Below are 23,058 nucleotides of genomic sequence, written 5' to 3' on the forward strand. Positions count from 1 at the left end.
GCCTCGGTCTGCCACGACTTGGCAGTAAGCTCAGTACCCCGCGCGGCCTTAACCGGACGGGCACCAGTAGTGAAATCGGCAGTCATTCTTTACTCCTATGAATCCTGGAAAATCAGCGCAAAGTCAGTGGGATTAGCCCAGGTTCTTGTTCTTAAGCCATTCCTTGGCGATCTCGCCGATGTCCTCGAACTTCGCCACGCGGCCGTTCATCTTGATGAGGTCCTCTGTGGTGAGCGCAGCCGAGACCTTATCCAGGGTTGCCTTCACTGTATCCGTGGACTTCTTCTGGTTGATGACCGGCAGGATGTTCTCTGAGAGGAAGAGGTTCTTGTTGTCCTCGAGCGCCACCAGGTTGTTCTCCGCCAGGGCCGGATCGGTGCTGAAGAGGTCCGCGACCTGTATCTGGCCAGAAAGGAGGGCGTTCAGCGTCAGCGGCCCACCGGCGTCGAGCGCTGAAAATTCCTTGAACTCAAGGTTGTACACGGACTTCAGTCCGGCAACGCCGTTGAGGCGCGTCTTCCACTCCGGCGGCCCGCCCAGGACGAGTTCCTTGGCAACCGGCTGGAGGTCCTCGATGGTCTTGAGCTTGTATTGGTCCGCGATGTCCTTCTTTACGGTGAGGACGTCCTTATCCTGCGCTTCAGAAGCCGTCAGAACAGTCAGCCCAGAGGGGATCTTGGTGGCCAGTTCTTTGGTGACTTCCTCGGAGGAGACTGCCTTGGTGGCGGAATCCAGGTACTGGAGGAGCGCACCGCCGTACTCCGGCATGAGGTCGATGGAGCCGTCCTTTAGTGCGGGGATAGTGACCTCGCGGCTGCCAATACTTGGCTTTTCCGTGACGTTGACGCCCTTGGCCTTCAGGGCCTCGGCGTAGATCTTGGCGATCAGCTGACTTTCGGGGAAGTCAGCCGAACCGACAATGATGCTGTCGCCGGAGGCTCCTGCTGCCGCAGTGTTGGACGTGCTCATAGGGTCCCCGCCGCCGCAGGCACTCAAGGTGATGGCCGCAACGGCGGCAAGGGTGAAACCGGTCAAGTACTTCTTCATGTCAGCTCTCCTGAGATGGCGCTTACAAGGCATGCAGCAGCCAGGTGGGGTGGATGGAGGTGAAACTTACGCGCCGAATCCAGCGCCGGGTGTTGGTTAGACCGTGACGGGGGTCTTCACGGGTTCGGCTACAGGAGCCGATTTGATGGTTCGCCGTGTCAGTCCTGGTGAGACGACCCGGCGGGTGATGAAGGCGAGGAGCTGGTCGAAGAACAGTGCCAGCAAAGCAACGAGGACGGCGCCGGCGACCATTTGGCTGTAATCATTTTGGGCCTTGCCGTCGATCAGGAGCCGGCCCAGGCCGCCGAGCGAAATGTATGCTGCGATGGTCGCAGTCGAGATGATCTGCAGCAGTGCGCTTCGGACACCAGATAAAACCAGCGGAAGTGCGCAGGGCAGCTGGACATCCGTAAGGATCTTCATGGTGCGGAAGCCCATGCCCCGGGCGGCGTCGACGGCGGCAGCATCCACTGCGCGCACACCGGCATAAGTGTTGGTCAGGATAGGCGGCACTGCAAGGAGTACCAGCACGATAAGGCTTGGCAGGATGTAGCCCATTCTCGATGGGAAGGCCGGTGAGATCAGCAGGACCAAAAGGATCAGCAGGCCGACGCTCGGCAGGGCGCGCAGGGCGTTGGCCAAGCCAGCAATCATGAACACGCCTTTGCCCGTTACTCCGATGTAGATGCCCAGCGGCACTGCGATAACCGCAGCGATGGCCAGTGCGATCAGGGAATACAGGAGGTGCTCACCAATCAAGGTCGGGATGCCGTCTGCGCCGCTCCAGTGCGCGGGGTCGAACAAGTAGTTCACGATGCCACCACCTTGGGGGTCCACGGTGTCAGCCACCGGTTGAGAAGGATGATCAGCCCGTCCAGGATCATGGCCAGAATCACGCAGAGGACGATGCCCACGATGATCGGAGTAAAGAAGCGGAGTTGGAAGCCCTGCGTGAACAGGGACCCGAGCTGCGGGATACCCAACAGCGCGGCAACGGAGACCAGGCTGACGTTGGATACAGCGGCCACGCGAAGGCCTGCCGATATGACCGGAACGCCCACTGGCAGCTCCACCTTCATGAGGCTCTGATAACCGCGGTAGCCCATCGCCTTGGCAGCTTGGACGGTGTCTTCAGGCACGGAGTCCAGGGCATCTGCCACCACTCGCACCAGCAGCGCCACCGTGTAGATGGTCAACGCCGCCACGATGTTCAGCGGGTCCAGGATCTTGGTGCCAAGGACAAGTGGCAGCAGGACGAAGAGTGCCAGGGACGGGACGGTGTAAAGAAGTCCTGCAACTCCCACCAGCAGCGGATAGATCCGACGGCTCCGGTGCGCCCACCAGCCCAGGGGCAAGGCGATCAGTAGACCAAGGACCAAGGGGATGACGGCCAGCAGGACGTGCCAGCCGAGCAGGAAAACGATGTTGTCGAACTGGCGGCCCAGCCACTCAAAGTTCATCGGGCCGTCTCCAGGTGTGGTTCGGCCTCGATGGCCTTTACGACGTCTGTGGCCGTCACGGTTCCGATCAGCTCACCATGCTCGTTGACAACCACACCGCGGCGGCTGGGCGAGGAAAGTGCGGCGTCCAGCAGTTGGCGCATCGTTCCCGAGGCAGCTGCCGGGATGCCGCTGAGATTCAGGTTTTCGCGCTTGAGCTCACCGTTAAGAAGCTCGGGTTGGGCCCACCCGAGTGGTTTCCGGCCGCCGTCGACTACCAACACCCAAGCACCCGAAGCCTTGGCGCGGGCCTCCTCTCCGGAAGCGCCGAGCTGAACCACAGCTTCTTCACCGATCGCAACGCTGCCCGCGGTCTTCGTAAAGCCCAGGGAGCGATAACCACGGTCCCTGCCCACGAAGTCCGCAACGAACTCATCCGCCGGCGAGGTGAGTAGCTCTGACGGCGTTGCCATCTGTGCGAGCTTGCCGCCGACCCGCATCACGGCAACCTGGTCGCCGAGCTTGAGGGCTTCATCGATGTCGTGTGTGACCATGATGATGGTCTTGCCGATCTCACGCTGGAGCCGGAGGAACTCCTCCTGCAGCTGCCCGCGCACCACAGGATCCACGGCACTGAACGGCTCGTCCATGAGCATGAACGCCGGGTCCGATGCCAGTGCTCGGGCCACGCCCACACGTTGCTGCTGGCCGCCGGAAAGCTGCCACGGATAGCGCTTGGCGAAGCTCGCGGGCAAACCCACTCGCTCCATGAGTTCCAGGGCCTTGGTGCGCGCCTTCTGGCGGCTCTCGCCCAAGAGGACCGGCATGGTGGAGACGTTGTCCACGATGGTCTTATGCGGGAAGAGCCCTGCGTGCTGGATTACGTATCCGATCCTGCGCCGGAGCAACGCTGCGTCCATGCCGGAAGTGGGCTCGTCATCAAGGTAGATGGTGCCGCTGGTGGGTTCGATGAGGCGGTTGATCATCCTCAGCGAGGTGGTCTTGCCGCAGCCGGACGGGCCCACCAGAATGGTCAGCTTTCCGGTCGGAGCCTCCAGGTTGAGGCCATCGACGGCGACAGTACCGTCAGGGTACGCCTTGGTGACATTTTCAAATTTGATCATTTCTCTTCCATGCTTTCCTGGGGCACTTCATGGTTTCCGTCGGGTTCCACGAGGATGTTGTCCGCTACCTTCACCAGTTCCTCGCCAAATGTCTGGGCTTTAGCCTCATCCAGGCGGTAGCTGGGAACGACGATGCTGAGGGCTGCCACTGTTCGGCCACCGATCACGATGGGCGCGGCAACCGCCGTAATGTCGTCTTCAACGCCGCTGCGCACGATGGCGTAACCGCGGCCATTCTGTCCGCCAGTCAGTACCTTGCCGGCAGCGGACCCTTCCAAGGGGATGCTCCGGCCGACCCAACTGGTGTGCCGGACAGAGCGCGTACCTTCGACGATGGCAATGTAGATCCCGGTTTCCCCAGGACCGGGAATACTCAAATAGCAGGACTCGCCGGTTTCGGCGACGAGCCGCTTCATGTGCGGCGTGCAAAGTGACACCAAGGATTCCTGCCCTAAGGCGAGGGCTCCCAACTGGATGACGCTGGCTCCCGGACGGAAATTACCGCCCGGATCCCGCGTCACGAAGCCGCTGCCTTCCAGTGTGCGAAGGAGGCGGAGCGCGGTGCTGGCAGAAAGGTCAACCACCCGCGCGGCGTCACTCAGGCTGATGGAGCCATCAGTGCAGACTGCGCTAAGGAGAGCCAACGCCCTTTCGACTGTCCGGGTGGAGGAATCTGCTGCCACTGCATGACCTGCTTTCAAGTGGTCTAAATCACCATGTCTTGCCACTTAGTAAAAATCAATTTTCATCAAATGGCAAGACTTCACGGGAGATTACTTGACAATCCGGGAAATGAGTCGTCATTTGCCCCAATGGGGCCTCCGCATGCTTCCGGCCTGTTAATAGTCGCCCAAACCATTGCCATGTGGTGGCATCTGGTTTTTACTTGGTGGCAGTCTTCATCAATCGGAGGAACACGTGGAAACCGTCAATCAGCTCCTTGCCTCAATACAGGATGTGGGCCGCGATGCGGTGCGCGGAGGCTACTCCAGGGCCGTTTACTCAACGCCCGAACTGGATCTCAGGCAGTGGTTCATCGAGCAAGCCAAACAACGCGGCCTGGACGTTGAGACAGATCGCAACGGGATCATCTGGGCCTGGTGGGGCAAGCCCCAGAATGGCGCCCTAGTCACCGGTAGCCACCTCGACTCCGTCCCCGGCGGAGGTGCCTTCGATGGACCCCTTGGCGTCGCTTCCGCGCTGGCCGCCGTCGACATCCTCAAATCCCGCGGAGTTCAGCCGCCGCGTTCACTGGCCATAACGGTCTTCCCGGAAGAAGAAGGGTCCCGCTTTGGCGTGGCCTGTTTGGGTTCCCGACTCCTCACCGGCGCCATCGACGTCGACAAGGCATTGAACCTGCGCGACGCGGACGGAAACACCTTCGGCGACGTTGCCAGAGCCAACGACTTGGACCCCCGGCACATTGGCCCCGACTCTGAGGCCGTGGCCCGGATCGGCGATTTCGTTGAGTTACATGTGGAGCAAGGCAAGGGACTGGGGCAAGGCGGCCCGGCTATTGCGGTTGGAAGTTCGATCCTGGGTCACGGGCGCTGGAAGATCAGCGTCAGCGGCCAAGGAAACCACGCCGGCACCACCCTCATGGCAGACCGCGCCGATCCTATGGTCGCTGCCGCCCAGATCGTTCTGGCTGTCCGCGACACCGCCGCGAAGCAACCGGATGCCCGGGCCACGGTCGGCCGCTTGTCGCCCGTTCCCGGCGGCACCAACGTGATCGCCTCGCGCGTCGATCTTTGGCTTGATGCCCGGCATCCCGACGACGCCGTTACAGCCCGCCTGATCGAAGCCATCTACGGCGCGGCACAGGAAGTCGCCGCAGCTGAAGGATGCACGGCAACTCTCACCGAAGAGTCCTACAGCGACACCGTGCACTTTGACCCGGGGCTGAGCCGACGCATCGGCGGGCTCCTGCCCGGAGCCCCCGTGCTGGCAACGGGCGCAGGGCACGACGCCGGGGTGTTGGCCGGATACGTTCCCTCGACCATGCTCTTCGTCCGCAATCCCAGCGGAATCTCGCATTCACCCGAAGAATACGTGGCCGACGAAGATGCTTCGGCAGGAACCGTTGCCCTCGCGGATGTACTGGAAGGACTCCTATGAACGCGTTCTGGTGCGAAACCGCCATCGTCAGGGCAGACCACCCGGAAGAAGGCTATCCGGCCTTGGCCGCTGCCTCAGGCGTGCGGATCGAAACGCACAACGGTCGGATCTCCAGCATTACGACTGATACTGAAGCACAACCCAATGACATGAGACTGAGCGGGATCACCTTCCCGGCCGCTGCCAACGCCCACTCCCACGCCTTCCACAGAGTCCTGCGCGGCCGAACCCATGAAGGCCGCGGAGATTTCTGGGTGTGGCGGGAGCAGATGTACCGGAGCGCATCCGAGCTGACTCCGGAGAAATACGAGAAACTCGCCACTGCTGTCTTTGCTGAAATGGTGGTCACGGGCTTCAGCAGCGTGGCCGAATTCCACTACGTCCACCATCAACCAGACGGCACGCCCTACGCGGAACCCCATGCCATGGAGCTGGCGCTGGCCCGTGCGGCCATGTCCAGCGGGATCCGCCTCACGCTCTTGGACACCTTGTATCTGGCCGGAGGAATCGGTACGCCCCTCAATCCCGAACAGGCAAGGTTCGGGGACGCGGATGTGCACGCCTGGCTCGATCGGTTAAACTCCCTCCGGGCGGTTGTTGCCGGGCAATTTCCTAAGGAACTCGTCAGCGTCGGAGCTGCACTTCACTCCGTCCGGGCTGTCCCCGAGGAGGACCTGAAAGTTGTGGCCAGGCAGCTGCCCGAAGACATCCCCCTTCACATCCACCTCAGTGAACAACCTGCCGAGAACCAGGCATGCCTGGAGGCCTACGGCACCACGCCAGCGGGTCTGTTGGAACGCCACGGACTCCTCTCCAGCAGGCTGTCCGCCGTCCATTCCACGCACCTGACGCAGGAAGACATCGCCCTGCTCGGAAACGCAGGCACCACTGTGGTCATGTGCCCCAGTACGGAAGCCGACCTCGCAGACGGGATCGGTCCCGCGCGTGAGCTTGCCGGCGCCGGGGCAGCCATTGCTCTGGGCACGGACCAGCATGCGGTGATCGACCCATGGACTGAAATGCGTACGTTGGAACACGGCGAGCGGTTGGGCACAGGACAGCGGGGCAGGTTCTCACCTCAGGAACTCCTGCGGGCCGCAACCGAAGGGGCTGCCCGGTCCATGGCTACGCCCATTGCCGCATCAGGCCTTGAAGTCGGCGCAGTATGCGATCTCATGGTTATTGATCCGGCATCCACCCGCACCGCCGGGTCCCGACCTTTGCAGATGGCATTCAGCGCAACTTCCAGCGACGTCACCGAAGTCATCATCGCCGGAGAACTGGTGGCCTCCCACGGCGCTCACACGCGGCTCGGCAGGCCGGGCAGCCTTCTGACGGAGGCACTGAAAGAGCTCTCCTAACGTCTTACGCCCACTCCCTAAGGGACTGACGACGGAACGCGCGTTTGACTCGCGACGCACCTGCCGCCGTCGTGCTTTGCGTTCAAGTAGTGGCCCCAAAGGCCGCCTTTCCCGCCCTAAACAGGCACTCAGCTGACTCCCAGCCTCCAAACAGGGCACGTGCGTTAATTTAGTGAATCCACGTCATCTGAATCCGCTTGACTGGAACTTGGCGGATGGGGCGTGCCACACTGTGTAGCGCGTGTGCACCGGCGTCCCCGTCGGAACAGCCGACGACGTCCCGCACCGTGAATCCCACACCACCATTCCCAAGGGAGACCCATGTCCAATCCCAGCACCGAAGGCGTGCCCCCAGTGTCCAGGAAAGTGATCGGCCTGGCCGTCGCTGGAGCGGTGGGCGGCTTCCTGTTCGGCTTCGATTCTTCGGTGGTTAACGGTGCCGTGGACGCCATGAAGGACGAATTCCTGATGAGCGAAGCCGTCACTGGTTTTGCTGTCGCCGTCGCCTTGCTGGGATGCGCGCTGGGGGCCTACCTGGCCGGCAAAGTCGCAGACCGTTACGGCCGAATTCCGGCCATGAAGATCGGCGCCCTCCTTTTCCTGGTGAGCTCCGTAGGTACAGGACTGGCTTTTGGTGTGTGGGACCTGATCTTCTGGCGCTTGGTTGGAGGCTTGGGCATCGGCCTTGCTTCGGTCATCGCCCCGGCCTACATATCCGAGATTTCCCCTCGGCACGTGCGTGGTCGCTTGGCGTCACTTCAGCAGCTCGCCATCACTACCGGTATCTTCGCGGCCCTGTTGTCCGACGCCGTCCTGGCCAATTCCGCCGGCAGCGCCGGCAGCACGTTCTGGCTGGGGATGGAAGCTTGGCGCTGGATGTTCATCGCTTGCGCCGTGCCGGCCGCCGTGTACGGCTGGATCGCTTTCCGTTTGCCGGAGTCGCCACACTTCCTGGTGCTCAACGGCAAGGAAGACCAGGCTAGAAACATCTTCGATACCCTCATCCCCAACGACGATACCGAGCGGCACATCCGCGACATCCGCGAGTCCATCCAGCAGGATCAGCTGTCCACCAAGAAGGGCTCGCTGCGCGGAAAGAGATTCGGCCTGCAGGCAGTAGTGTGGATCGGCATCATCCTGTCGGTGCTGCAGCAATTCGTTGGCATCAACGTGATCTTCTACTACTCCACCACGCTGTGGAAAGCGGTTGGATTTCAGGAGAAGGACTCCCTGGCCATCTCGGTTGCCACCTCGGTGACCAACATTTTGGTGACTCTGGTAGCCATCGCGCTGGTGGACCGCATTGGCCGCCGCCCCATCCTGCTGACCGGCTCCATCGGCATGGCCGTTTCGCTCGGCGTCATGGCGTTGGCCTTCTCTTCCGCTGTTGGCACGGGCTCCGAGATCAGTCTCCCGGGCGCTTGGGGGCCAGTTGCCTTGGTTGCGGCCAACGTCTTCGTGATCAGCTTTGGTGCTTCCTGGGGTCCACTCGTCTGGGTGCTGCTTGGCGAGATCTTCCCATCCCGCATCCGGGCCCGCGCGCTCGGACTGGCGGCAGCTGCGCAGTGGATCGCCAACTTTGCCATCACGCTCAGCTTCCCCATCATGGCGGCCGGTTCGCTGCCACTGACGTACGCCTTGTACGCGGCGTTCGCTGCGGCGTCGTTCTTCTTTGTGATGTTCAAGGTTCCCGAGACGAACGGCATGTCGCTGGAGCAGGCTGAGACGCTCTTCGTTCCCAAGGGCGCGCCGGTGGCACCGCTGTCACCTCAGCCCAAGTAAGTCGCATTAGTGCGCGTTTTGAGCGCTCAAAACGCGCACTGCTGCTACGTAGTTGGGTGCCTACACCAGGTGCGGTTCGTGCGACTTCAGGTACCCACGGCCACCGAAGGCAACGAGAATCGCGATCACCATGGCAACAGCACCGGCAAAGAAAGGCACCTGCGGCCCAAAGTGCTCACCCAGCTGCGCGGCGGCGAACGGGGCCAGCGCACCACCCATCCACCGCACAAAGTTATAGCCTGCGGATGCGACGGGTCGCGGTGAATCGGAGACGCCCATGGCCAGTTCGGTGTAAATCGTGTTGTTGATGCCCAGCAGGGCACCGGCCACGATCACAAGCACGACGACGGCAGTCACCGAGTGCCCCGCGGCAAGTCCCAGTCCAACCAGATCCAACATGAGCACGAGCAGCGTTCCGGTCAGGACCTTTACAGCGCCAAAACGCTTCTGCAGCACGGGAGCTACGAACACCGAGAACACGGCCACGGCAACGCCCCAACCGAAGAACACTCCCCCGATACCGTATGCGTCCATGCCGAGGATGAATGGCGTGAAGGCGAGGATGGTGAAGAAGCCGTAGTTGTAGAAAAGGGCGCTTGCTGCGGTTGTGCTGAGGCCCTTGTGTCCCAGCGCGAGAAGCGGATCCCGCAGGCGGGACTTCTTTGCCGGGGCGGGTGTTTTGGGAAGCAGGGCCAGCAGGGCGACAAAAGCGGCAGCCATGAGGACCGCGGTTCCAAAGAACGGTGCGCGCCACTGCCACCCACCCAACAATGCCCCAAGGAGCGGGCCCAGCGAGATACCCAGGCCGAGCGCCGCTTCGTAGAGAATGATGGCCGTTCCGGTACCACCACTGGCCACACCAACGATCACGGCAAGCGCGGTGGCGACAAACAGGGCGTTACCCAATCCCCAACCAGCACGGAAACCAACCAACTGCTCAACGCTGCCGGACAGGCCGGACAAGGATGCGAACACCACGATTACGGCCAGCCCGATCAGCAGCGTCTTCTTGCCACCGATGCGCGAGGAAACGAAGCCGCTGATCAGCATGGCGATCGCCGTCACCAGGAAGTAGCTGGTGAAGAGCAGGGAAACTTCGCTGGTGGACGCGTCCAGGTTCTTGGCGATCGCAGGAAGAATGGGGTCCACGAGCCCGATGCCCATGAACGCGAACACGGCTGCGAGCGCCGTGGCCCACACGGCCTTCGGCTGCTTGAGGAATGAAGCCTTCTCGGCTTCGAGGGTGGTTTCGATGCTTGTTTCGGCGCTTTCTGAAGCGTCAGCCAGCTGGCGTGACATTCAAGGGCTCCTTGTCGGTGCGTTTGGTTTTGGTTAGTTCTGGAATGAGCTGTTGATCTTGCTGATGATGGGCAGAGCCGCGGCGAGTTGCTCGATTTCGGCGGTGCTCAGCTCTTGGAGCATCCCGGCCACCATGGCGTTGCGCCGCTGGTTGGCAGATTCGACGGCGGCGGTCCCGGCTTTGGTGATGACCACCTGGACTGCGCGCGAATCGTCGGGGTCAGCCTGCCGGGTGACCAGGCCGGCGCGCTCGAGCTTGATGATTTGCTCGGTGGCACTCGGCACCTTGATCCCCAGGTTCTTGGCGATGTCACCCACGCGGAGTCCGCCGTCGGAAATCATGGAGAGCAGGCTGAGCTGCGCTGCGGTGAGTTCACCTTCTGGATCCAGGCGGCGGAACATGTACACGCCCAAGCGCAATGACTCGCGGAATTGCTGCGCGAGCTCGGTGAGGTTGGGATCGGATGCACGATTCATATTTAGGTAGCCTAATAGTTAGGGTACCTAAGTGTCAAGCAATGCAGCACCCAAAGTGAGTCGCAGGTGAGCGCGTTTAGAGCCCTGAAAACGCGCACAAATGCGACTCAGTTGGGTTAAAGCGTGAGCTTCATACCCTCATGGCTTGCAACAAAGCCCAATCGCTCATAGAAGCGATGGGCAGCCGCGCGGGACTTGTCGGTGGTCAACTGCACCAGGGAGCATCCCCGCCCACGCGCCTGGTCGATGGCCCACTGGATCATGAGCGCACCCACCCCCTGCCCGCGGAGCGCATCGTCCACGCGGACGGCTTCGATCTGGGCGCGCAAGGATCCCCTGCGCGACAGGCCCGGGAGATAGCTGAGCTGGAAAGTGGCAACAACCTCCCCGTCGAGTTCGCCCACCACTAAAAGGTGGGCGGGGTCGCTGTCGATCATTTCAAAAGCACGCTCGTACGGCGCAAGGTCGTCCAGATTTTCGCGGGTAGCGCCCAACTGGTCATCCATCAGCAGCGCAAGGATTCGCGGCAAATCAGCCTTGGTAGCGCGCCGAAGACTGAAGGTTCCAGAGTCGACGTCGGCAGTCATCAAAGCGGGCGCGGCGGCAGGGTCTGTGGTCACCACCCCAGCATGCCACTTGGACTGGAACTCAGTATTGCTAGGTACCGGTACCTAGTTCTACTATATAGTGGTAGCTAGTGATACTGAGTAGTGAAGGAGGTGTTCGATGGGCAAGCAAATGACGGAGATGCTCAAAGGCACATTGGAGGGCATCGTCCTGGCGCTCCTCACCGGAAAGGCGGCCTACGGGTATGAGATCACCACGCTGCTCCGGGCGCAGGGATTTACCGACATCGCCGAGGGCACTGTGTACGCGCTGCTAGTCAGGATCGAACAAAAGGGGCTGGTGGACGTCGAAAAGCGGCCATCGGAAAAGGGACCACCCCGCAAGGTGTACACGCTCAACGCGCAGGGCAAGAACGAACTGGACGAATTCTGGAACACCTGGAGCTTCTTGTCCGAACGGCTTGAACAGCTCCGCAAGGAAGGAAACTGACATGGCAGCAAAATGGATCGAAATGGTCACCGGATCACTCGAGCAGAAGAAGCAGTACAAGCAGGCCAAGGCGCGGCTGGATGCCCTGCCCGAGCCCTACCTCACAGTAGCCACAGCCTTCAACCGGTACCTCATGTACTACGGCGGGGTTACCGAAGGGGACACCATGGTGCAGATGTTCACGGATCTCGCAGATCTTTGGGAACGGGCCGCCATCGACGGAACGCCCGTGAGCGGGATCGTGGGCGAAGATCCGATCGAGTTCGCCGAGGCTTTTGCCCAGGCCTACGGCGGAAAGCGCTGGATCGACAAGGAAAGGGAACGCCTCACCAAGGCAGTAGATAAGGCGAAGGAGGCGGAATCATGACTGCAACAGCCATCCGCGTCCAGGGCATCGAAAAGTCCTACAAGGACCTCCACGTGCTCCGGGGCGTCGACTTTGAAGTAGCGTCGGGCAGCATTTTCGCCCTCCTCGGCTCCAATGGTGCTGGCAAGACCACCATGGTGAAGATCCTGTCCTCCCTGCTGAAAGCGGACGCCGGCACTGCGGCCGTCGAGGGTTTTGATGTTGCCGCCGAGTCGCTCCAGGTAAGACAGTCCATCAGCCTAACCGGGCAGTTTGCGGCAGTGGACGAGGTGCTGTCCGGCAAAGAGAACTTGGTCCTGGTGGCCAAACTGCGCCATCTGGAGAACCCTGGCGGGATCGCAGATGAGCTGCTGGCGCAGTTCAACCTCAGCGATGCCGGGTCCCGTAAGGTGGCCACCTACTCCGGCGGCATGCGTCGCCGCCTGGATATCGCCATGAGCCTGATCGGCAACCCGAAGGTGATCTTCCTGGACGAACCGACCACCGGCCTGGACCCACAGGCGCGCATCGACGTCTGGCAGACCATCAAGGATCTCGCCCGGAACGGCACAACAGTGCTGCTCACCACCCAATATCTCGACGAGGCCGAGCATCTCGCCGACCGCATCGCGATCCTGCACAAGGGCACGATCATCCAGAACGGCACGCTCGACGAGCTCAAGCGGTTGCTGCCGCCGGCCGAGATCGAGTACGTCGAGAAGCAGCCCTCACTCGAAGACGTCTTCCTGGCACTCGTCGGCGAAACGGCTGAAGAGCAGAAAGAACAGGAGGCATCCCGATGAGCACCCACGTCCTCGGCGATACCCGCGTCCTCACCGGCCGCTCGCTGCGCCACATCCTACGCAGCCCCGATACGATCATCACCACCGCGGTCACGCCGATCGCGCTGATGCTGCTGTTCGTGTACGTGCTTGGCGGCGCGATCAATACCGGATCCGACGAGTCATACATCAACTACATGCTCCCCGGCATCCTGCTGATCACGATTGCCTCCGGCATCGCCTACACCGCCTACCGCCTGTTCCTGGATATGCAGGGCGGCATCTTCGAGCGCTTCCAGTCCATGCCGATCGCGCGGTCGAGCGTGCTATGGGCGCACGTGCTCACCTCGCTCGTGGCCAACCTCGTCTCGGTCGCAATCGTCGTCGGCGTGGCCCTCCTTATGGGGTTCCGCACCGGAGCATCCGTGGGTACCTGGCTTGCAATCGCCGGCATCCTGGTCCTGTTCACGCTCGCCCTGACCTGGCTGGCCGTGATCGCCGGGCTCTCCGCGAAAACCGTCGACGGCGCCAGCGCGTTCAGCTACCCGCTGATCTTCCTGCCGTTCATCAGTTCGGCCTTCGTGCCGACCGCGACGATGCCGGGCCCGGTGGCCTGGTTCGCCGAGAACCAGCCAGTGACCTCGATCGTGAACTCCATCCGCGCGCTGTTCGCGCAGCAGCCGGTGGGCAGCGACATTTGGATTGCGCTGGCCTGGTGCTTCGGCATCTTGGTCCTGGCGTTCGCCTTCGCCATGACCGCATACCGGCGGAAGATCGCCTAGTCGCGCCTTCCCATATCACCGGCTTAAGCTCCCTTTTCCGCAAGTGAGCTTTCGCCATGCAGGGCCTAAGCTCGACTACGAGAGTTCTTCTCCGTCCTGACAGGACGTCCTGTAGCCGTACGTCACCTCCAAAGGGGCGAAGACTGCTCACTTATCCTTTGCCCGAGATTTCCTTCGCCGTTCGCCGCAATCTGATAACAGCCAGTCCGAGGACGCTCCCCGCTGCGGCCAAGAAGAAGAACAGCACCAGAAGCGGACCTGACATCCCGGGGAAAAGCGGGTTCCCGCCGGTAAGGAAGATTGATGCCAATAGGCCCGCCATCGACACGCAAAACGCCAGGCCCAGTACTTTCTGCCTGCGATCCTCGCGAGTCATCGGCGATCTATTTGAAGTAGCCATGGATATATTCTATCGTGTCGATCAAACCTAAATTGACAGGTTTGTAAACAACATGGGGGAAATTGTATGAAAGCTCGAAAAATTACTGGAATCCTGTCGGCGGTGCTTCTTGTTGCCGGTGGTATCGCCGGGGCCTCACTAGTGGCGCCGGAAGAAGCGAAGGCGTCGGTGTGTGGTTACTCACAAGAGGTCCGCTCCTACAATTCCATCCTCAGCCTGAGCCTGCTCGGTCAGACCCTGGACCCGTTTGGCGGCCAAAAGGTCGTGTCTGTCTACGGTCATTGCGGTCCCACAAACGTAAAGATCGTCACCGAATCACCCAACGGCAACCGCTACGTGTGCGTGCCCCCGGGTGACAGCTGGCTGGGATTCGTGAACCAGGGTGACAGGATCACTGGCGCCTACTACGTCGGCCTCTGCTAAAGGACAGCTCCCATGATCAAGGTCAACGGTTTCAAGCGCATTTGCGCCGCGATAACGACTGGGGCAGCGCTTGTACTCACCGGGCTGGTAGTCACCGCCGCGCCGGCATCTGCAGCTGTGTGCGGTTTTCAGGGTGTTGTCACTCCGAACATCGGCGGCAACGTAGCCCCGTGGGAAGAAGCGATCTATAACCACTGCGGTCCAGGTAACGTCAAGATCAGAGTCCAGTACTACTACGCCGAACGCGACCTGTGCGTGACCCCCGGAGAGACCCGCCTCTATGCGAACCCGAACTTGGGTGGCCTCAACTTTGCGTATTACATTGGCGGATGCTAACCAATCCAAATTAGCCGATTCTCTGTAGGGTGATTAATTCCCGCGCACCTGCAGGCGGTAGTTATTTTTAATCTACTTCTAAATGAAAGCTGATAAGTTTTATCGCTATAAGGGTACTCGTCGCTTGTGGGTCTGCCTTGACGCTCGTGCATGTGTGTCCCACCGGTCGGCTATGCCGGTGGGACACGCTTGCAGGCCTTTACTCAGATGACCCCCGACCTCTGGACGCCCCCGGCGTGGTGGTTCATTGCGCCCGACCTCCTCACATGGATGATGGGTGGATCCAGCGCATGCAGACCGATTGGCCATTTGTCAGACATTAGCTATAGCTTTATCGAAACAGATTTGTAACGGCCGTCACCATTTTGGTGGGCTCTTCGAAGGGTTCTTGAACTAATGTCCGACCAGACGACAAAGGCGCAACTCCACGCCTCCAGCCGGGACAGCGAGCCCCACCTATCACGCTCGCTCAGCAACCGGCACATCCAGCTCCTCGCCATTGGCGGAGCCATCGGCACAGGCCTCTTTATGGGCTCAGGCAAAACCATCTCGGTTGCCGGGCCCTCCGTGATCTTTGTGTACATGATCATCGGCTTCATGCTGTTCTTCGTCATGCGGGCCATGGGTCAACTCCTGTTGTCCAACCTGAACTACAAGTCCTTCAGCGACTTCGCGGGCGACCTCCTTGGCCCGTGGGCAGGCTTTTTCACGGGCTGGACCTACTGGTTCTGCTGGGTAGTCACGGGTGTTGCGGATGTTATCGCCATTGCCGGCTATGCCAATGAGCTGTGGCCAGGTGTTCAACTGTGGGTCCCGGGAATTGCGACCATCATCATCCTGCTCCTCCTAAACCTCCCCACCGTGAAGGCATTCGGCGAGACCGAGTTCTGGTTCGCACTCATCAAGATCGTTGCAATCGTCGCGTTGATCGTCGTTGGCCTGGTCATGATCTTCACCGGCTTCCAGTCCAACGCCGGCACAGCCAGCTTCACCAACCTGTGGAGCCATGGCGGGTTCTTCCCCAAGGAATTCATGGGCTTCGTTGCCGGCTTCCAGATCGCCGTCTTCGCATTCGTGGGCATCGAGCTGGTGGGCACCGCCGCAGCCGAAACCAAGAACCCCGAGCACAACCTTCCCCGCGCCATCAACGCCATCCCCCTGCGCGTCATGCTCTTCTACGTAGGCGCCCTCATCATCCTGATGTCCGTCACCCCGTGGACCGAGTTCAAGGCAGGACACAGCCCGTTCATCGCCATGTTTTCCCTGGCAGGCCTGGGCATGGCGGCAACCGTGGTCAATCTCGTGGTGCTCACCTCTGCCATGTCTTCGGCCAACTCGGGCATCTACTCGACATCGCGCATGGTTTTCGGCCTGTCCAACGACGGCGACGCACCCAAGGTCTTCGGCCGGCTCTCCAGCCGCAAAGTACCCCAGAACGCGCTGTTCCTGTCCTGCGTCCTGCTGCTGGCCGGCGTCGTACTCCTCTACGCGGGCAAGGACGTCGGCGCGGCGTTCGACATGGTCACCACCGTGTCCGCGGTCTGCTTCATGTTCGTCTGGTCCATCATCCTTGCCAGCTACCTCGTGTACCGCAAGCGCCGCCCCGAGCAACACGCGGCTTCCCCGTTCAAGATGCCCGGCGGCATTCCGATGGTGTGGGTTGTTTTCGCATTCTTCGCGTTCCTGGTCTGGGCTCTCACCACACAGCCGGACACGCTCACGGCCCTGCTGGTGACGCCGATCTGGTTCGCGATCCTTGGCATCGCCTACGCCGTGGTCCGCAAATCCCCGCTGCATCAGGCGCGCGTGGCCGAATGGAAGGCGATGGCGGAAGCCGAAACGGCGGCAGTGAGAAAGTAGCCGAGCGTCTATGGGGCTGTGCCCGCTTCGCGATGCCCACCACGCCGCAGCCCCGTAGACGCTCTCTCACATCCCACTGAACTGGTTCAGAGAAGAAGATACGGCTGATGATCTTCTCGGCAGAGCAGGACAACCGTCGACGTCGGCACCCAAGGCTGGGTGCCGACGTCGAACGTTTCTTATGTGAGAGAGGATCGCCCACAAACCCGCAGGATGTGAGAGAAGATCGCCCGAAAAGCCACAGGATGTGAGAGAGGAACTAGGCTTCGGCTTTGCGGTCCTCTATGAGCTTCTGGATCGCCGGGAACAGCGGGTGCGACGGCGGAAGTTCGGTAATGCGCTCGACGGCGGCAGCCGCGTCCAGCTCGGAGAGCATGTTTGCGAGTTCCACGGCTTCGTCGTCAGATCCGTCGTCGAAACGAAGGGCGGCCGACATCGCCTCCAGGAGCGCAACCGGAGTGACACCACGCTCGGCGAGCTCAGCCGCGGGGCCCACAAACCGCTCGTGCCGGCCAAGCTTCCGCAGCGGTGCCCGGCCGACGCGGACCACGGTATCGGGCAGGTACGGGTTGGTGAAGCGCGACAGGATCTTCTGCACGTACGCTTCCTGCTCGGCCTCCACGAATCCGTGCTTGGCCACCAGTAGTTCCTTGGTCTCCTCCAGCACCGCCCGGACCTTTGCCGCCACGGACGGATCAGCCATGGCCTCGGAGATCTTCTCCAGGCCCGCCGCGTAACCGAAATAAGCAGCAGATGCATGCCCGGTGTTCACGGTGAACAGCTTCCGCTCGATGTACGGGCCAAGATCATCCACAAAGGTAGCACCAGGAATGTCGGGGACGTGGTCACCAAACGGTGTGCGGTCGATGACCCATTCGTAGAACGTCTCCACGGTGACATCCAGGCCCTGGCCCGGCGCCTGATTCGGGACAATTCGGTCCACGGCGGTGTTGGCAAAGACAGCGACTGAATCCAAATCAGCCGCGGAATCGTCCCAAGCCGCCCGGACTTCCACTTGAAGGAGGTGCGTCGCGTTGATGGCGTTCTCGCAGGCCATTATCTGCAGGGGCGGGAGTGAGGGCTCCCGCGCAGCGAGCCCTCGAGCGATCACGGGTGCCACGAACTTCAGGATGTGTGGGCCCACCGCGGTGGTGACCAGGTCCGCCGTCGAGATTTCCTCAACAACGGCGGCTTCCTGCGTGCTGGAGTTCAGTGCACGGAACCGGTCAACGGTTTTAACCGCCGGGTTCTCCCCCACCTCATGGACGTCGTAGCTGCTCGCGGAAGCGAGCTGGCTGATCAGGGCGTCCGCAACATCCGCGAACACCACCTCATAGCCGGCTTCGTGGAGCAGCAGCCCCACAAAGCCGCGTCCGATGTTGCCTGCCCCAAAATGGACTGCCTTCACTATGCGTTGACCTTTCCGAACAGCTCCAGCACTTCCTCAACCGTGGTTGCTTCCTCCAACTGGGCTACCTGGGCTTTGTTGGTGAAGATTTTGGCGATCGAGGACAGGATGTGGAGGTGCTCATTGTTGAGGCCAGCGACGCCGACCACGAACTTCACTTGCTTGCCACCCCAGTCGATGCCCTCGGGGTACCGAATGATGGAAACTGCCGAGTGCATGATGTGTTCTTTGGCATCGTTGGTGCCGTGCGGGATTGCCAGAAAGCTGCCCATGTACGTGGATACGGATTCCTCGCGTTCGTGCATGGCGTGCACGTAGCTGACATCCACGGCACCGCGGTCAAGCAGGAGCTGCCCCGCTTCGTCGATCGCGGTATCGCGGTCGCGTGCCGTTCCATTCAGCACAACGCTTTCGGGGAGCAGGACTGCTTTACCCCCGACGACGGCGGCTGGCTCAGCTGCGTGCGCACCGTGCGTCGCGGCTGCTTCAGCTTCGACCGCTCCGTCGGCGTGGGCTGCCGCAGGGCCTTCCGTGTTGCTCGTCTTGACCAAGTCCACGATTTCGTCGTACTTGGGGCTGTTCATGAAGTTGTCCACGGAATAGTGCACCGCGCTGGAAGTTCGCGGCTGGGCACGTTCCGTAAGGTCCTGATGGGTGACCACAACATCGTAGGTGTCACTCAGGTTGGCGATAGCCGAGTTGGTGACCTTGACGTCCGGGAAGCCGGCTGCCTTGATCTTGTTGCGCAGCACCGAGGCGCCCATGGCACTGGAGCCCATCCCGGCGTCGCAAGCGAACACGATGTTCTGCACCGGCCGGGTCAGCACGGCAACGTCGCTGCGGCCACCACGGTCACCCACCAGGGCCGAGGAGACAGAGCTCTTCTTGCCCTTCATGGCTTCCATGCGGGATGTGGCTTCGGAAAGATCGTCCTCGCCCTTGTTCTTGGAGGTGCGCAGGATCACTGAAGCTATCAGGAAGGAAACGGTAGTCGCCAGGAGTACAGCCAGAATCACGCCGACGTAGCTGTCACGCGACGTCTGGGCGATAACTGCAAGGATGGAACCTGGCGCTGCCGGAGCCACTAGGCCGGAGTTGGTGATGGCCAGTGTTGCGATACCCGTCATGCCGCCACCGATGGCAGCGAGGATCAGGATCGGCTTCATGAGCACGTACGGGAAGTAGATCTCGTGGATGCCGCCGAAGAAGTGGATGATCGCTGCGCCCGGTGCCGAAGCTTTTGCTGCGCCGCGGCCGAAGAACATGTAGGCCAGCAGGATACCCATGCCCGGGCCGGGGTTGGCCTCAAGGAGGAACAGGATGGACTTGCCGTGGTCCAGGGACTGCTGGATTCCCAGGGGAGTCAGCACGCCGTGGTTGATGGCGTTGTTGAGGAAGAGGACCTTTGCCGGCTCAATGAAGATGCTGGTCAGCGGGAGCAGGCCATTGTTGACCAGGAACTGGACAACCTGTCCAGCGCCATCGGTGAAAATCTTGACGAGCCACGAAAGTCCGTAGAAGCCACCCAAGGCCAAGGCTGCGCCCCAGATGCCTGCGGAGAAGTTGTTCACCAGCATCTCGAAGCCGGGACGGATCTTGCCATCCCAAAGGCGGTCGAGTTGCTTGATGGTCCAGCCACCCAGCGGACCCATGATCATGGCGCCGATGAACATCGGGGAACTTGTACCGGCGATGACACCCATGGTGGCAATAGCACCCACCACGCCGCCGCGGACGTCGTAGACCATCCGGCCGCCGGTATAGGCAATCAGCAGTGGCAGCAGGTACTTGACCATGGGGCCAACGAGGCCGGGGTTGGTTACTCCCTCAGCGTTGGTCCCGAAACCGCCAAGTTCCGCGACTGGAATCCACCCTTCTTTGATGAACAGGGCCGTGATGAGGCCCCAGGCGATGAAGGCGCCAATGTTGGGCATGATCATGCCGGAGAGGAATGTTCCGAACTTTTGGACGCCAACGCGCAGGCTGGTGCGGGGCTTCGCAACGGTCTCTGTTGCCATGTGAATTCCTAACGTGTGTCCCGCAGCGGCGCGGGGTCAGTCGATATAGATCGAGAGAGAACAGCCTTAGGAGCTGCTGGAAATGCGGTGAAGCCACTCAAGGAAGAGCTTCAATTCAGAGCTGGAAAGTTGGTCTGAATGCGAGGCCTGCAGTGCCGCATTCAGGGCGATTGCCGCAACAACCACGGAGGACTTACCGGAGTCCTCCGCTGCGGCGCCACGGGCGGTATCCGTGGAGACGGCGAAAATCATGGAATCCCGGGTCATCGTTGAGAGCTCGAGGTTCCTTTCTTCCACCGGTTCGGCGATGAGCATGAGCGTTACACCCACGTTGGCCGCGAGGATGCTTCGTGCCGCTTCGCGGGGCGGCACATTGATCTGACCGGCGATGGCGGCCTTGTTCAGCATTTCTTCCAGAAGCGCTTCAGCATCGGCCACGATGGCTGGGCGGCTTTCCGGCCTGATATTGCCGAACATCACCAAATACAGGTGGGGCTGGCTCAGCCCGAACTGGACGTGGTTGTCCCACATCCGTCGGACATCTTCCAAAGGCTCCCCGGACGGTGCAAAGTCCCGCTCCCCTGCCACGTACTCTTCAAAGCCAGCGGAAACGACGGCGTCGAACAGTCCTTCTTTGTCTCCAAAGTGGTGGTAGAGCGTTGGGGCCGTAACCCCGGCCAAGGCTGTGATCTGGCGTGTAGAGACCGCTGACCCCTCCGAACTTGCCAGCAATTCAGCAGCTGCACGGAGCAACCGAATTTTTGGCGGAAGCTGGTCATCGAAACTCATAACCGCTACCCTAGCACCTATAGCGTTGCTATATGAAGTGGCTCACAACAGAATTTTGTAGGCTAATTTCACAGGCTCGTGGTGCCGTCGCCGGTGGGTCTGAACCAACACCAAGGAACAGAGGATTCAGTGCAGAATTTCCAAGGAGTAGGGGTAAGCCCTGGCCGCATCATTGGCACCGTCCGCCAGATGCCCAAACCGGTGAGTGAACCGCCGTCGGGTGAACGGTTGGCCGCAGACGTGAGTCCGGAGGACGCCGTCGCGGGCTTGAAAACCGCAGCCCAAGCTGTCCATGACGAGCTCAAGGGCCGGGCCGATTCTGCCTCCGGCGATGGCAAGGCCGTCCTGGAAGCCACGGCGCTCATGGCGAAGGACACCATGCTCCTGAAATCCGCGGCCAAGCTCATCAACGCAGGTTCATCCGCGGAACGCGCCATCTGGGAAGCCGGCGCCTCCGTTTCCGAAATGCTGCACAACCTGGGCGGCTACATGGCCGAACGCGCAACGGACGTGCTGGACGTGCGCGCCCGCATTGTGGCTGAGCTGCGGGGCGTCCCCGCCCCCGGCATCCCGGCTTCGGAGACTCCTTTCATTTTGATGGCCGAGGACCTCGCTCCCGCGGACACCGCCACTCTTGACGCCGAGAAGGTGCTTGCCCTGGTGACCTCGGGCGGCGGGCCGCAATCGCACACGGCGATCATCGCGCGCTCGCTCGGCCTGCCAGCGGTGGTTGCCGCCCACGGCGTTGACCTGATTCCTGACGGCTCCGAAGTCTATGTGGACGGCGCTGCAGGGTTTGTGGCAGTTTCCCCCTCGGACGAGCAGCGCGCTGCAGCGACCGCCTGGGCAGAAACGTCCGCAACGCTGGCCGCCTTCGACGGAAACGGCACGACGGCGGACGGCCACTTGGTCCCGCTCCTCGCCAACGTGGGTGGGGCCAAGGATGCCGTGGCAGCAGCCGGCCTCGGCGCCCAGGGGGTTGGCCTGTTCCGCACCGAGTTCTGCTTCCTCGAGCGCGATACCGAGCCCTCCGTCGACGAACAAGCCGCAGCGTACAAGGCTGTGTTTGACGCGTTCCCCGGCAAGAAAGTAGTGCTGCGAACCCTCGACGCCGGCGCGGACAAGCCCCTCCCCTTCCTCACCGACGCCACCGAGCCCAACCCCGCCCTTGGTGTTCGCGGCTACCGGACAGACTTCACCACGCCCGGCGTTTTGGAACGTCAACTGGAAGCCATCGCTCGGGCCGCCTCCGAATCCGAGGCCGACGTCTGGGTCATGGCCCCGATGATCTCCACGGCCGCGGAAGCCGGACGGTTCGCCTCATTGTGCGCTGCTGCCGGCATCCAAACCCCTGGTGTCATGGTGGAAGTTCCCTCGGCTGCTTTGACCGCCGCCTCCGTGCTCCGCGAAGTTGGCTTCGCTTCACTGGGCACCAACGACCTCACCCAGTACGCCATGGCCGCCGACCGCCAACTCGGGCCCCTCGCGGAACTGAACACTCCATGGCAGCCCGCTGTCCTGAGGCTGGTGCAGCTCACAGTGGAGGGTGCAGAGCAGGAAGCATCCGGCCGGGAAGGCGGCAGCAAACCCGTGGGAGTCTGTGGCGAGGCAGCCGCGGACCCTGCCCTCGCCGTCGTACTTACCGGACTCGGCGTCAGCACACTGTCCATGACCGCGCGCTCATTGGCCGCCGTCGGGACTGTGCTGAAGACCGTCACACTGGAGCAGGCGCAGGAACTCGCCCGGCTGGCCCTCACCGCGCCCAGCGCTACCGAGGCGCGCGAGTGGGTCCGGGCCAAGCTCCCCGTGCTCGAAGAACTCGGCCTCTAAACCCTGCCAATTTCCATCAAAGGAGAAACCCATGCCTGAACGCACAGCCACCATCGCCAGCCGCTCCGGCCTGCACGCCCGGCCCGCCGCACTGTTCGCCGAAGCCGCAGGTGAGCAGCCGGTGGAGGTCACCATTGCCATGCAAGGCGAACCCGCCGATGAAGCCCTCGACGCCGCCAGCATCCTCTCGCTCATGACGCTCGGTGCCGCCAAGGGCGACGTCGTGGTGCTGCGGGCGGAGGGCGACGGGGCCGACGCTGCCTTGGACGCACTGGTGGCGTTGCTGGAGACGGATTTGGACGCGGTGTAGCTTTGGCCTGTGGGCTTGGCTGCCCGATTCGATGGTCCGCTGCGCACTAGACGGTAGGAGTCGTCTGGCCT

General features: G+C 61.7%; 24 protein-coding genes. 12 read left to right on the top strand and 12 right to left on the bottom strand.

Annotation, left to right across the window (positions count from 1 at the left end):
* Positions 1-132 precede the first annotated feature (132 nt).
* From ACFX4T_RS14090 to ACFX4T_RS14110, 5 genes are all read right to left on the bottom strand, one after another.
* Positions 133-1,047, bottom strand: a complete 915-nt coding sequence (locus ACFX4T_RS14090; protein ID WP_223947199.1) for an ABC transporter substrate-binding protein — start codon at positions 1,045-1,047, stop codon at positions 133-135.
* Positions 1,048-1,143: 96 nt separating this feature from the next.
* Positions 1,144-1,896: an ABC transporter permease gene (locus ACFX4T_RS14095; protein ID WP_223947200.1), complete on the bottom strand. Its 753-nt coding sequence runs from the start codon at positions 1,894-1,896 to the stop codon at positions 1,144-1,146.
* On the bottom strand, positions 1,857-2,507 hold the full coding sequence (locus ACFX4T_RS14100; RefSeq protein WP_216926299.1) for an ABC transporter permease: 651 nt from the start codon (positions 2,505-2,507) through the stop codon (positions 1,857-1,859). Before ACFX4T_RS14100 ends, ACFX4T_RS14095 begins: the two co-directional genes overlap by 40 nt.
* Positions 2,504-3,610 (bottom strand): ATP-binding cassette domain-containing protein, encoded by a 1,107-nt coding sequence (locus ACFX4T_RS14105; RefSeq protein ID WP_377652431.1) that lies wholly within the window; start codon positions 3,608-3,610, stop codon positions 2,504-2,506. Before ACFX4T_RS14105 ends, ACFX4T_RS14100 begins: the two co-directional genes overlap by 4 nt.
* Positions 3,607-4,338, bottom strand: a complete 732-nt coding sequence (locus tag ACFX4T_RS14110; protein ID WP_216926297.1) for an IclR family transcriptional regulator — start codon at positions 4,336-4,338, stop codon at positions 3,607-3,609. Before ACFX4T_RS14110 ends, ACFX4T_RS14105 begins: the two co-directional genes overlap by 4 nt.
* Positions 4,339-4,528: 190 nt before the next feature.
* Between ACFX4T_RS14110 and ACFX4T_RS14115 the strand changes: the two genes are divergently transcribed.
* The 3 genes from ACFX4T_RS14115 (at position 4,529) to ACFX4T_RS14125 (ending at position 8,871) form a co-directional block, all read left to right on the top strand.
* Positions 4,529-5,728 (top strand): allantoate amidohydrolase, encoded by a 1,200-nt coding sequence (locus tag ACFX4T_RS14115; RefSeq protein ID WP_377652432.1) that lies wholly within the window; start codon positions 4,529-4,531, stop codon positions 5,726-5,728.
* The gene (locus tag ACFX4T_RS14120) at positions 5,725-7,089 is read left to right on the top strand and encodes a formimidoylglutamate deiminase (protein WP_377652433.1); all 1,365 of its coding nucleotides are present in this window, start codon (positions 5,725-5,727) and stop codon (positions 7,087-7,089) included. Before ACFX4T_RS14115 ends, ACFX4T_RS14120 begins: the two co-directional genes overlap by 4 nt.
* A 321-nt stretch (positions 7,090-7,410) precedes the next feature.
* On the top strand, positions 7,411-8,871 hold the full coding sequence (locus tag ACFX4T_RS14125; protein ID WP_216926294.1) for a sugar porter family MFS transporter: 1,461 nt from the start codon (positions 7,411-7,413) through the stop codon (positions 8,869-8,871).
* A 60-nt stretch (positions 8,872-8,931) separates the two neighbouring features.
* On the opposite strand, the gene ACFX4T_RS14130 is transcribed toward ACFX4T_RS14125, so the two are convergent.
* From ACFX4T_RS14130 to ACFX4T_RS14140, 3 genes are all read right to left on the bottom strand, one after another.
* Positions 8,932-10,170, bottom strand: a complete 1,239-nt coding sequence (locus ACFX4T_RS14130; RefSeq protein WP_377652434.1) for an MFS transporter — start codon at positions 10,168-10,170, stop codon at positions 8,932-8,934.
* Between the two features lie 33 nt (positions 10,171-10,203).
* Complete coding sequence (locus ACFX4T_RS14135) at positions 10,204-10,647, bottom strand: MarR family winged helix-turn-helix transcriptional regulator (RefSeq protein WP_223947206.1); 444 nt, start codon at positions 10,645-10,647, stop codon at positions 10,204-10,206.
* A gap of 116 nt (positions 10,648-10,763) precedes the next feature.
* The gene (locus ACFX4T_RS14140; RefSeq protein WP_377652527.1) at positions 10,764-11,234 is read right to left on the bottom strand and encodes a GNAT family N-acetyltransferase; all 471 of its coding nucleotides are present in this window, start codon (positions 11,232-11,234) and stop codon (positions 10,764-10,766) included.
* A gap of 139 nt (positions 11,235-11,373) precedes the next feature.
* On the opposite strand from ACFX4T_RS14140, the gene ACFX4T_RS14145 reads away from it, so the two are divergent.
* Genes ACFX4T_RS14145 through ACFX4T_RS14160 form a run of 4 tightly spaced genes read left to right on the top strand, consistent with a single transcriptional unit; the run spans position 11,374 to position 13,613 of the window.
* Complete coding sequence (locus ACFX4T_RS14145) at positions 11,374-11,703, top strand: PadR family transcriptional regulator (protein WP_216926291.1); 330 nt, start codon at positions 11,374-11,376, stop codon at positions 11,701-11,703.
* Between the two features lies 1 nt (position 11,704).
* Entirely contained in the window at positions 11,705-12,070 is a 366-nt protein-coding gene (locus ACFX4T_RS14150; protein ID WP_223947208.1) for a DUF1048 domain-containing protein, read from the top strand.
* Positions 12,067-12,852, top strand: a complete 786-nt coding sequence (locus ACFX4T_RS14155) for an ABC transporter ATP-binding protein (RefSeq protein ID WP_377652435.1) — start codon at positions 12,067-12,069, stop codon at positions 12,850-12,852. The genes ACFX4T_RS14150 and ACFX4T_RS14155 overlap by 4 nt, the downstream gene beginning before the upstream one ends.
* Positions 12,849-13,613 (top strand): ABC transporter permease, encoded by a 765-nt coding sequence (locus ACFX4T_RS14160; RefSeq protein WP_216926288.1) that lies wholly within the window; start codon positions 12,849-12,851, stop codon positions 13,611-13,613. Before ACFX4T_RS14155 ends, ACFX4T_RS14160 begins: the two co-directional genes overlap by 4 nt.
* Before the next feature lie 151 nt (positions 13,614-13,764).
* Here the strand turns inward: ACFX4T_RS14160 and ACFX4T_RS14165 are convergent, their stop codons facing one another.
* Complete coding sequence (locus tag ACFX4T_RS14165; RefSeq protein ID WP_223947210.1) at positions 13,765-14,013, bottom strand: hypothetical protein; 249 nt, start codon at positions 14,011-14,013, stop codon at positions 13,765-13,767.
* A gap of 66 nt (positions 14,014-14,079) precedes the next feature.
* On the opposite strand from ACFX4T_RS14165, the gene ACFX4T_RS14170 reads away from it, so the two are divergent.
* The 3 genes from ACFX4T_RS14170 to cycA all read left to right on the top strand — a co-directional run bounded on the left by ACFX4T_RS14170 (position 14,080) and on the right by cycA (position 16,632).
* Positions 14,080-14,436 (top strand): DUF6355 family natural product biosynthesis protein, encoded by a 357-nt coding sequence (locus tag ACFX4T_RS14170; protein WP_377652436.1) that lies wholly within the window; start codon positions 14,080-14,082, stop codon positions 14,434-14,436.
* A gap of 12 nt (positions 14,437-14,448) precedes the next feature.
* Positions 14,449-14,772 (top strand): DUF6355 family natural product biosynthesis protein, encoded by a 324-nt coding sequence (locus ACFX4T_RS14175; protein WP_223947212.1) that lies wholly within the window; start codon positions 14,449-14,451, stop codon positions 14,770-14,772.
* A gap of 396 nt (positions 14,773-15,168) precedes the next feature.
* A complete protein-coding gene (cycA, locus tag ACFX4T_RS14180) occupies positions 15,169-16,632 on the top strand; it encodes a D-serine/D-alanine/glycine transporter (RefSeq protein WP_377652437.1) in 1,464 nt (487 codons plus the stop codon).
* 259 nt (positions 16,633-16,891) lie between these two features.
* On the opposite strand, the gene ACFX4T_RS14185 is transcribed toward cycA, so the two are convergent.
* The 3 genes from ACFX4T_RS14185 to ACFX4T_RS14195 all read right to left on the bottom strand — a co-directional run bounded on the left by ACFX4T_RS14185 (position 16,892) and on the right by ACFX4T_RS14195 (position 20,847).
* On the bottom strand, positions 16,892-18,040 hold the full coding sequence (locus ACFX4T_RS14185; protein ID WP_377652438.1) for a mannitol-1-phosphate 5-dehydrogenase: 1,149 nt from the start codon (positions 18,038-18,040) through the stop codon (positions 16,892-16,894).
* A complete protein-coding gene (locus ACFX4T_RS14190) occupies positions 18,040-20,058 on the bottom strand; it encodes a PTS mannitol transporter subunit IICBA (RefSeq protein WP_223947215.1) in 2,019 nt (672 codons plus the stop codon). Before ACFX4T_RS14190 ends, ACFX4T_RS14185 begins: the two co-directional genes overlap by 1 nt.
* 66 nt (positions 20,059-20,124) lie before the next feature.
* On the bottom strand, positions 20,125-20,847 hold the full coding sequence (locus tag ACFX4T_RS14195) for a TetR/AcrR family transcriptional regulator (protein WP_216926284.1): 723 nt from the start codon (positions 20,845-20,847) through the stop codon (positions 20,125-20,127).
* Between the two features lie 129 nt (positions 20,848-20,976).
* On the opposite strand from ACFX4T_RS14195, the gene ptsP reads away from it, so the two are divergent.
* Together ptsP and ACFX4T_RS14205 are read left to right on the top strand one after the other, a co-directional pair.
* Positions 20,977-22,677, top strand: a complete 1,701-nt coding sequence (gene ptsP / locus ACFX4T_RS14200; RefSeq protein WP_377652439.1) for a phosphoenolpyruvate--protein phosphotransferase — start codon at positions 20,977-20,979, stop codon at positions 22,675-22,677.
* 31 nt (positions 22,678-22,708) lie between these two features.
* Entirely contained in the window at positions 22,709-22,987 is a 279-nt protein-coding gene (locus ACFX4T_RS14205) for an HPr family phosphocarrier protein (protein WP_216926282.1), read from the top strand.
* Positions 22,988-23,058 lie beyond the last annotated feature (71 nt).

The organism is Paenarthrobacter sp. YIM B13468 (assembly GCF_042788025.1).
Classification (GTDB): Bacteria; Actinomycetota; Actinomycetes; order Actinomycetales; family Micrococcaceae; genus Arthrobacter; species Arthrobacter aromaticivorans.

Bases quoted from the DNA above. Each gene is read 5' to 3' on its own strand.
- ACFX4T_RS14130 (WP_377652434.1), bottom strand. From the start codon at position 10,170: ATGTCACGCCAGCTGGCTGACGCTTCAGAAAGCGCCGAAACAAGCATC.
- ACFX4T_RS14155 (WP_377652435.1), top strand. From the start codon at position 12,067: ATGACTGCAACAGCCATCCGCGTCCAGGGCATCGAAAAGTCCTACAAG.
- ACFX4T_RS14160 (WP_216926288.1), top strand. From the start codon at position 12,849: ATGAGCACCCACGTCCTCGGCGATACCCGCGTCCTCACCGGCCGCTCG.
- ACFX4T_RS14090 (WP_223947199.1), bottom strand. From the start codon at position 1,047: ATGAAGAAGTACTTGACCGGTTTCACCCTTGCCGCCGTTGCGGCCATC.
- ACFX4T_RS14100 (WP_216926299.1), bottom strand. From the start codon at position 2,507: ATGAACTTTGAGTGGCTGGGCCGCCAGTTCGACAACATCGTTTTCCTG.
- ACFX4T_RS14165 (WP_223947210.1), bottom strand. From the start codon at position 14,013: ATGGCTACTTCAAATAGATCGCCGATGACTCGCGAGGATCGCAGGCAG.
- cycA (WP_377652437.1), top strand. From the start codon at position 15,169: ATGTCCGACCAGACGACAAAGGCGCAACTCCACGCCTCCAGCCGGGAC.
- ACFX4T_RS14190 (WP_223947215.1), bottom strand. From the start codon at position 20,058: ATGGCAACAGAGACCGTTGCGAAGCCCCGCACCAGCCTGCGCGTTGGC.
- ACFX4T_RS14205 (WP_216926282.1), top strand. From the start codon at position 22,709: ATGCCTGAACGCACAGCCACCATCGCCAGCCGCTCCGGCCTGCACGCC.
- ACFX4T_RS14175 (WP_223947212.1), top strand. From the start codon at position 14,449: ATGATCAAGGTCAACGGTTTCAAGCGCATTTGCGCCGCGATAACGACT.
- ACFX4T_RS14170 (WP_377652436.1), top strand. From the start codon at position 14,080: ATGAAAGCTCGAAAAATTACTGGAATCCTGTCGGCGGTGCTTCTTGTT.
- ACFX4T_RS14135 (WP_223947206.1), bottom strand. From the start codon at position 10,647: ATGAATCGTGCATCCGATCCCAACCTCACCGAGCTCGCGCAGCAATTC.
- ACFX4T_RS14125 (WP_216926294.1), top strand. From the start codon at position 7,411: ATGTCCAATCCCAGCACCGAAGGCGTGCCCCCAGTGTCCAGGAAAGTG.
- ACFX4T_RS14150 (WP_223947208.1), top strand. From the start codon at position 11,705: ATGGCAGCAAAATGGATCGAAATGGTCACCGGATCACTCGAGCAGAAG.
- ACFX4T_RS14195 (WP_216926284.1), bottom strand. From the start codon at position 20,847: ATGAGTTTCGATGACCAGCTTCCGCCAAAAATTCGGTTGCTCCGTGCA.
- ACFX4T_RS14140 (WP_377652527.1), bottom strand. From the start codon at position 11,234: ATGACTGCCGACGTCGACTCTGGAACCTTCAGTCTTCGGCGCGCTACC.
- ACFX4T_RS14145 (WP_216926291.1), top strand. From the start codon at position 11,374: ATGGGCAAGCAAATGACGGAGATGCTCAAAGGCACATTGGAGGGCATC.
- ACFX4T_RS14105 (WP_377652431.1), bottom strand. From the start codon at position 3,610: ATGATCAAATTTGAAAATGTCACCAAGGCGTACCCTGACGGTACTGTC.
- ACFX4T_RS14120 (WP_377652433.1), top strand. From the start codon at position 5,725: ATGAACGCGTTCTGGTGCGAAACCGCCATCGTCAGGGCAGACCACCCG.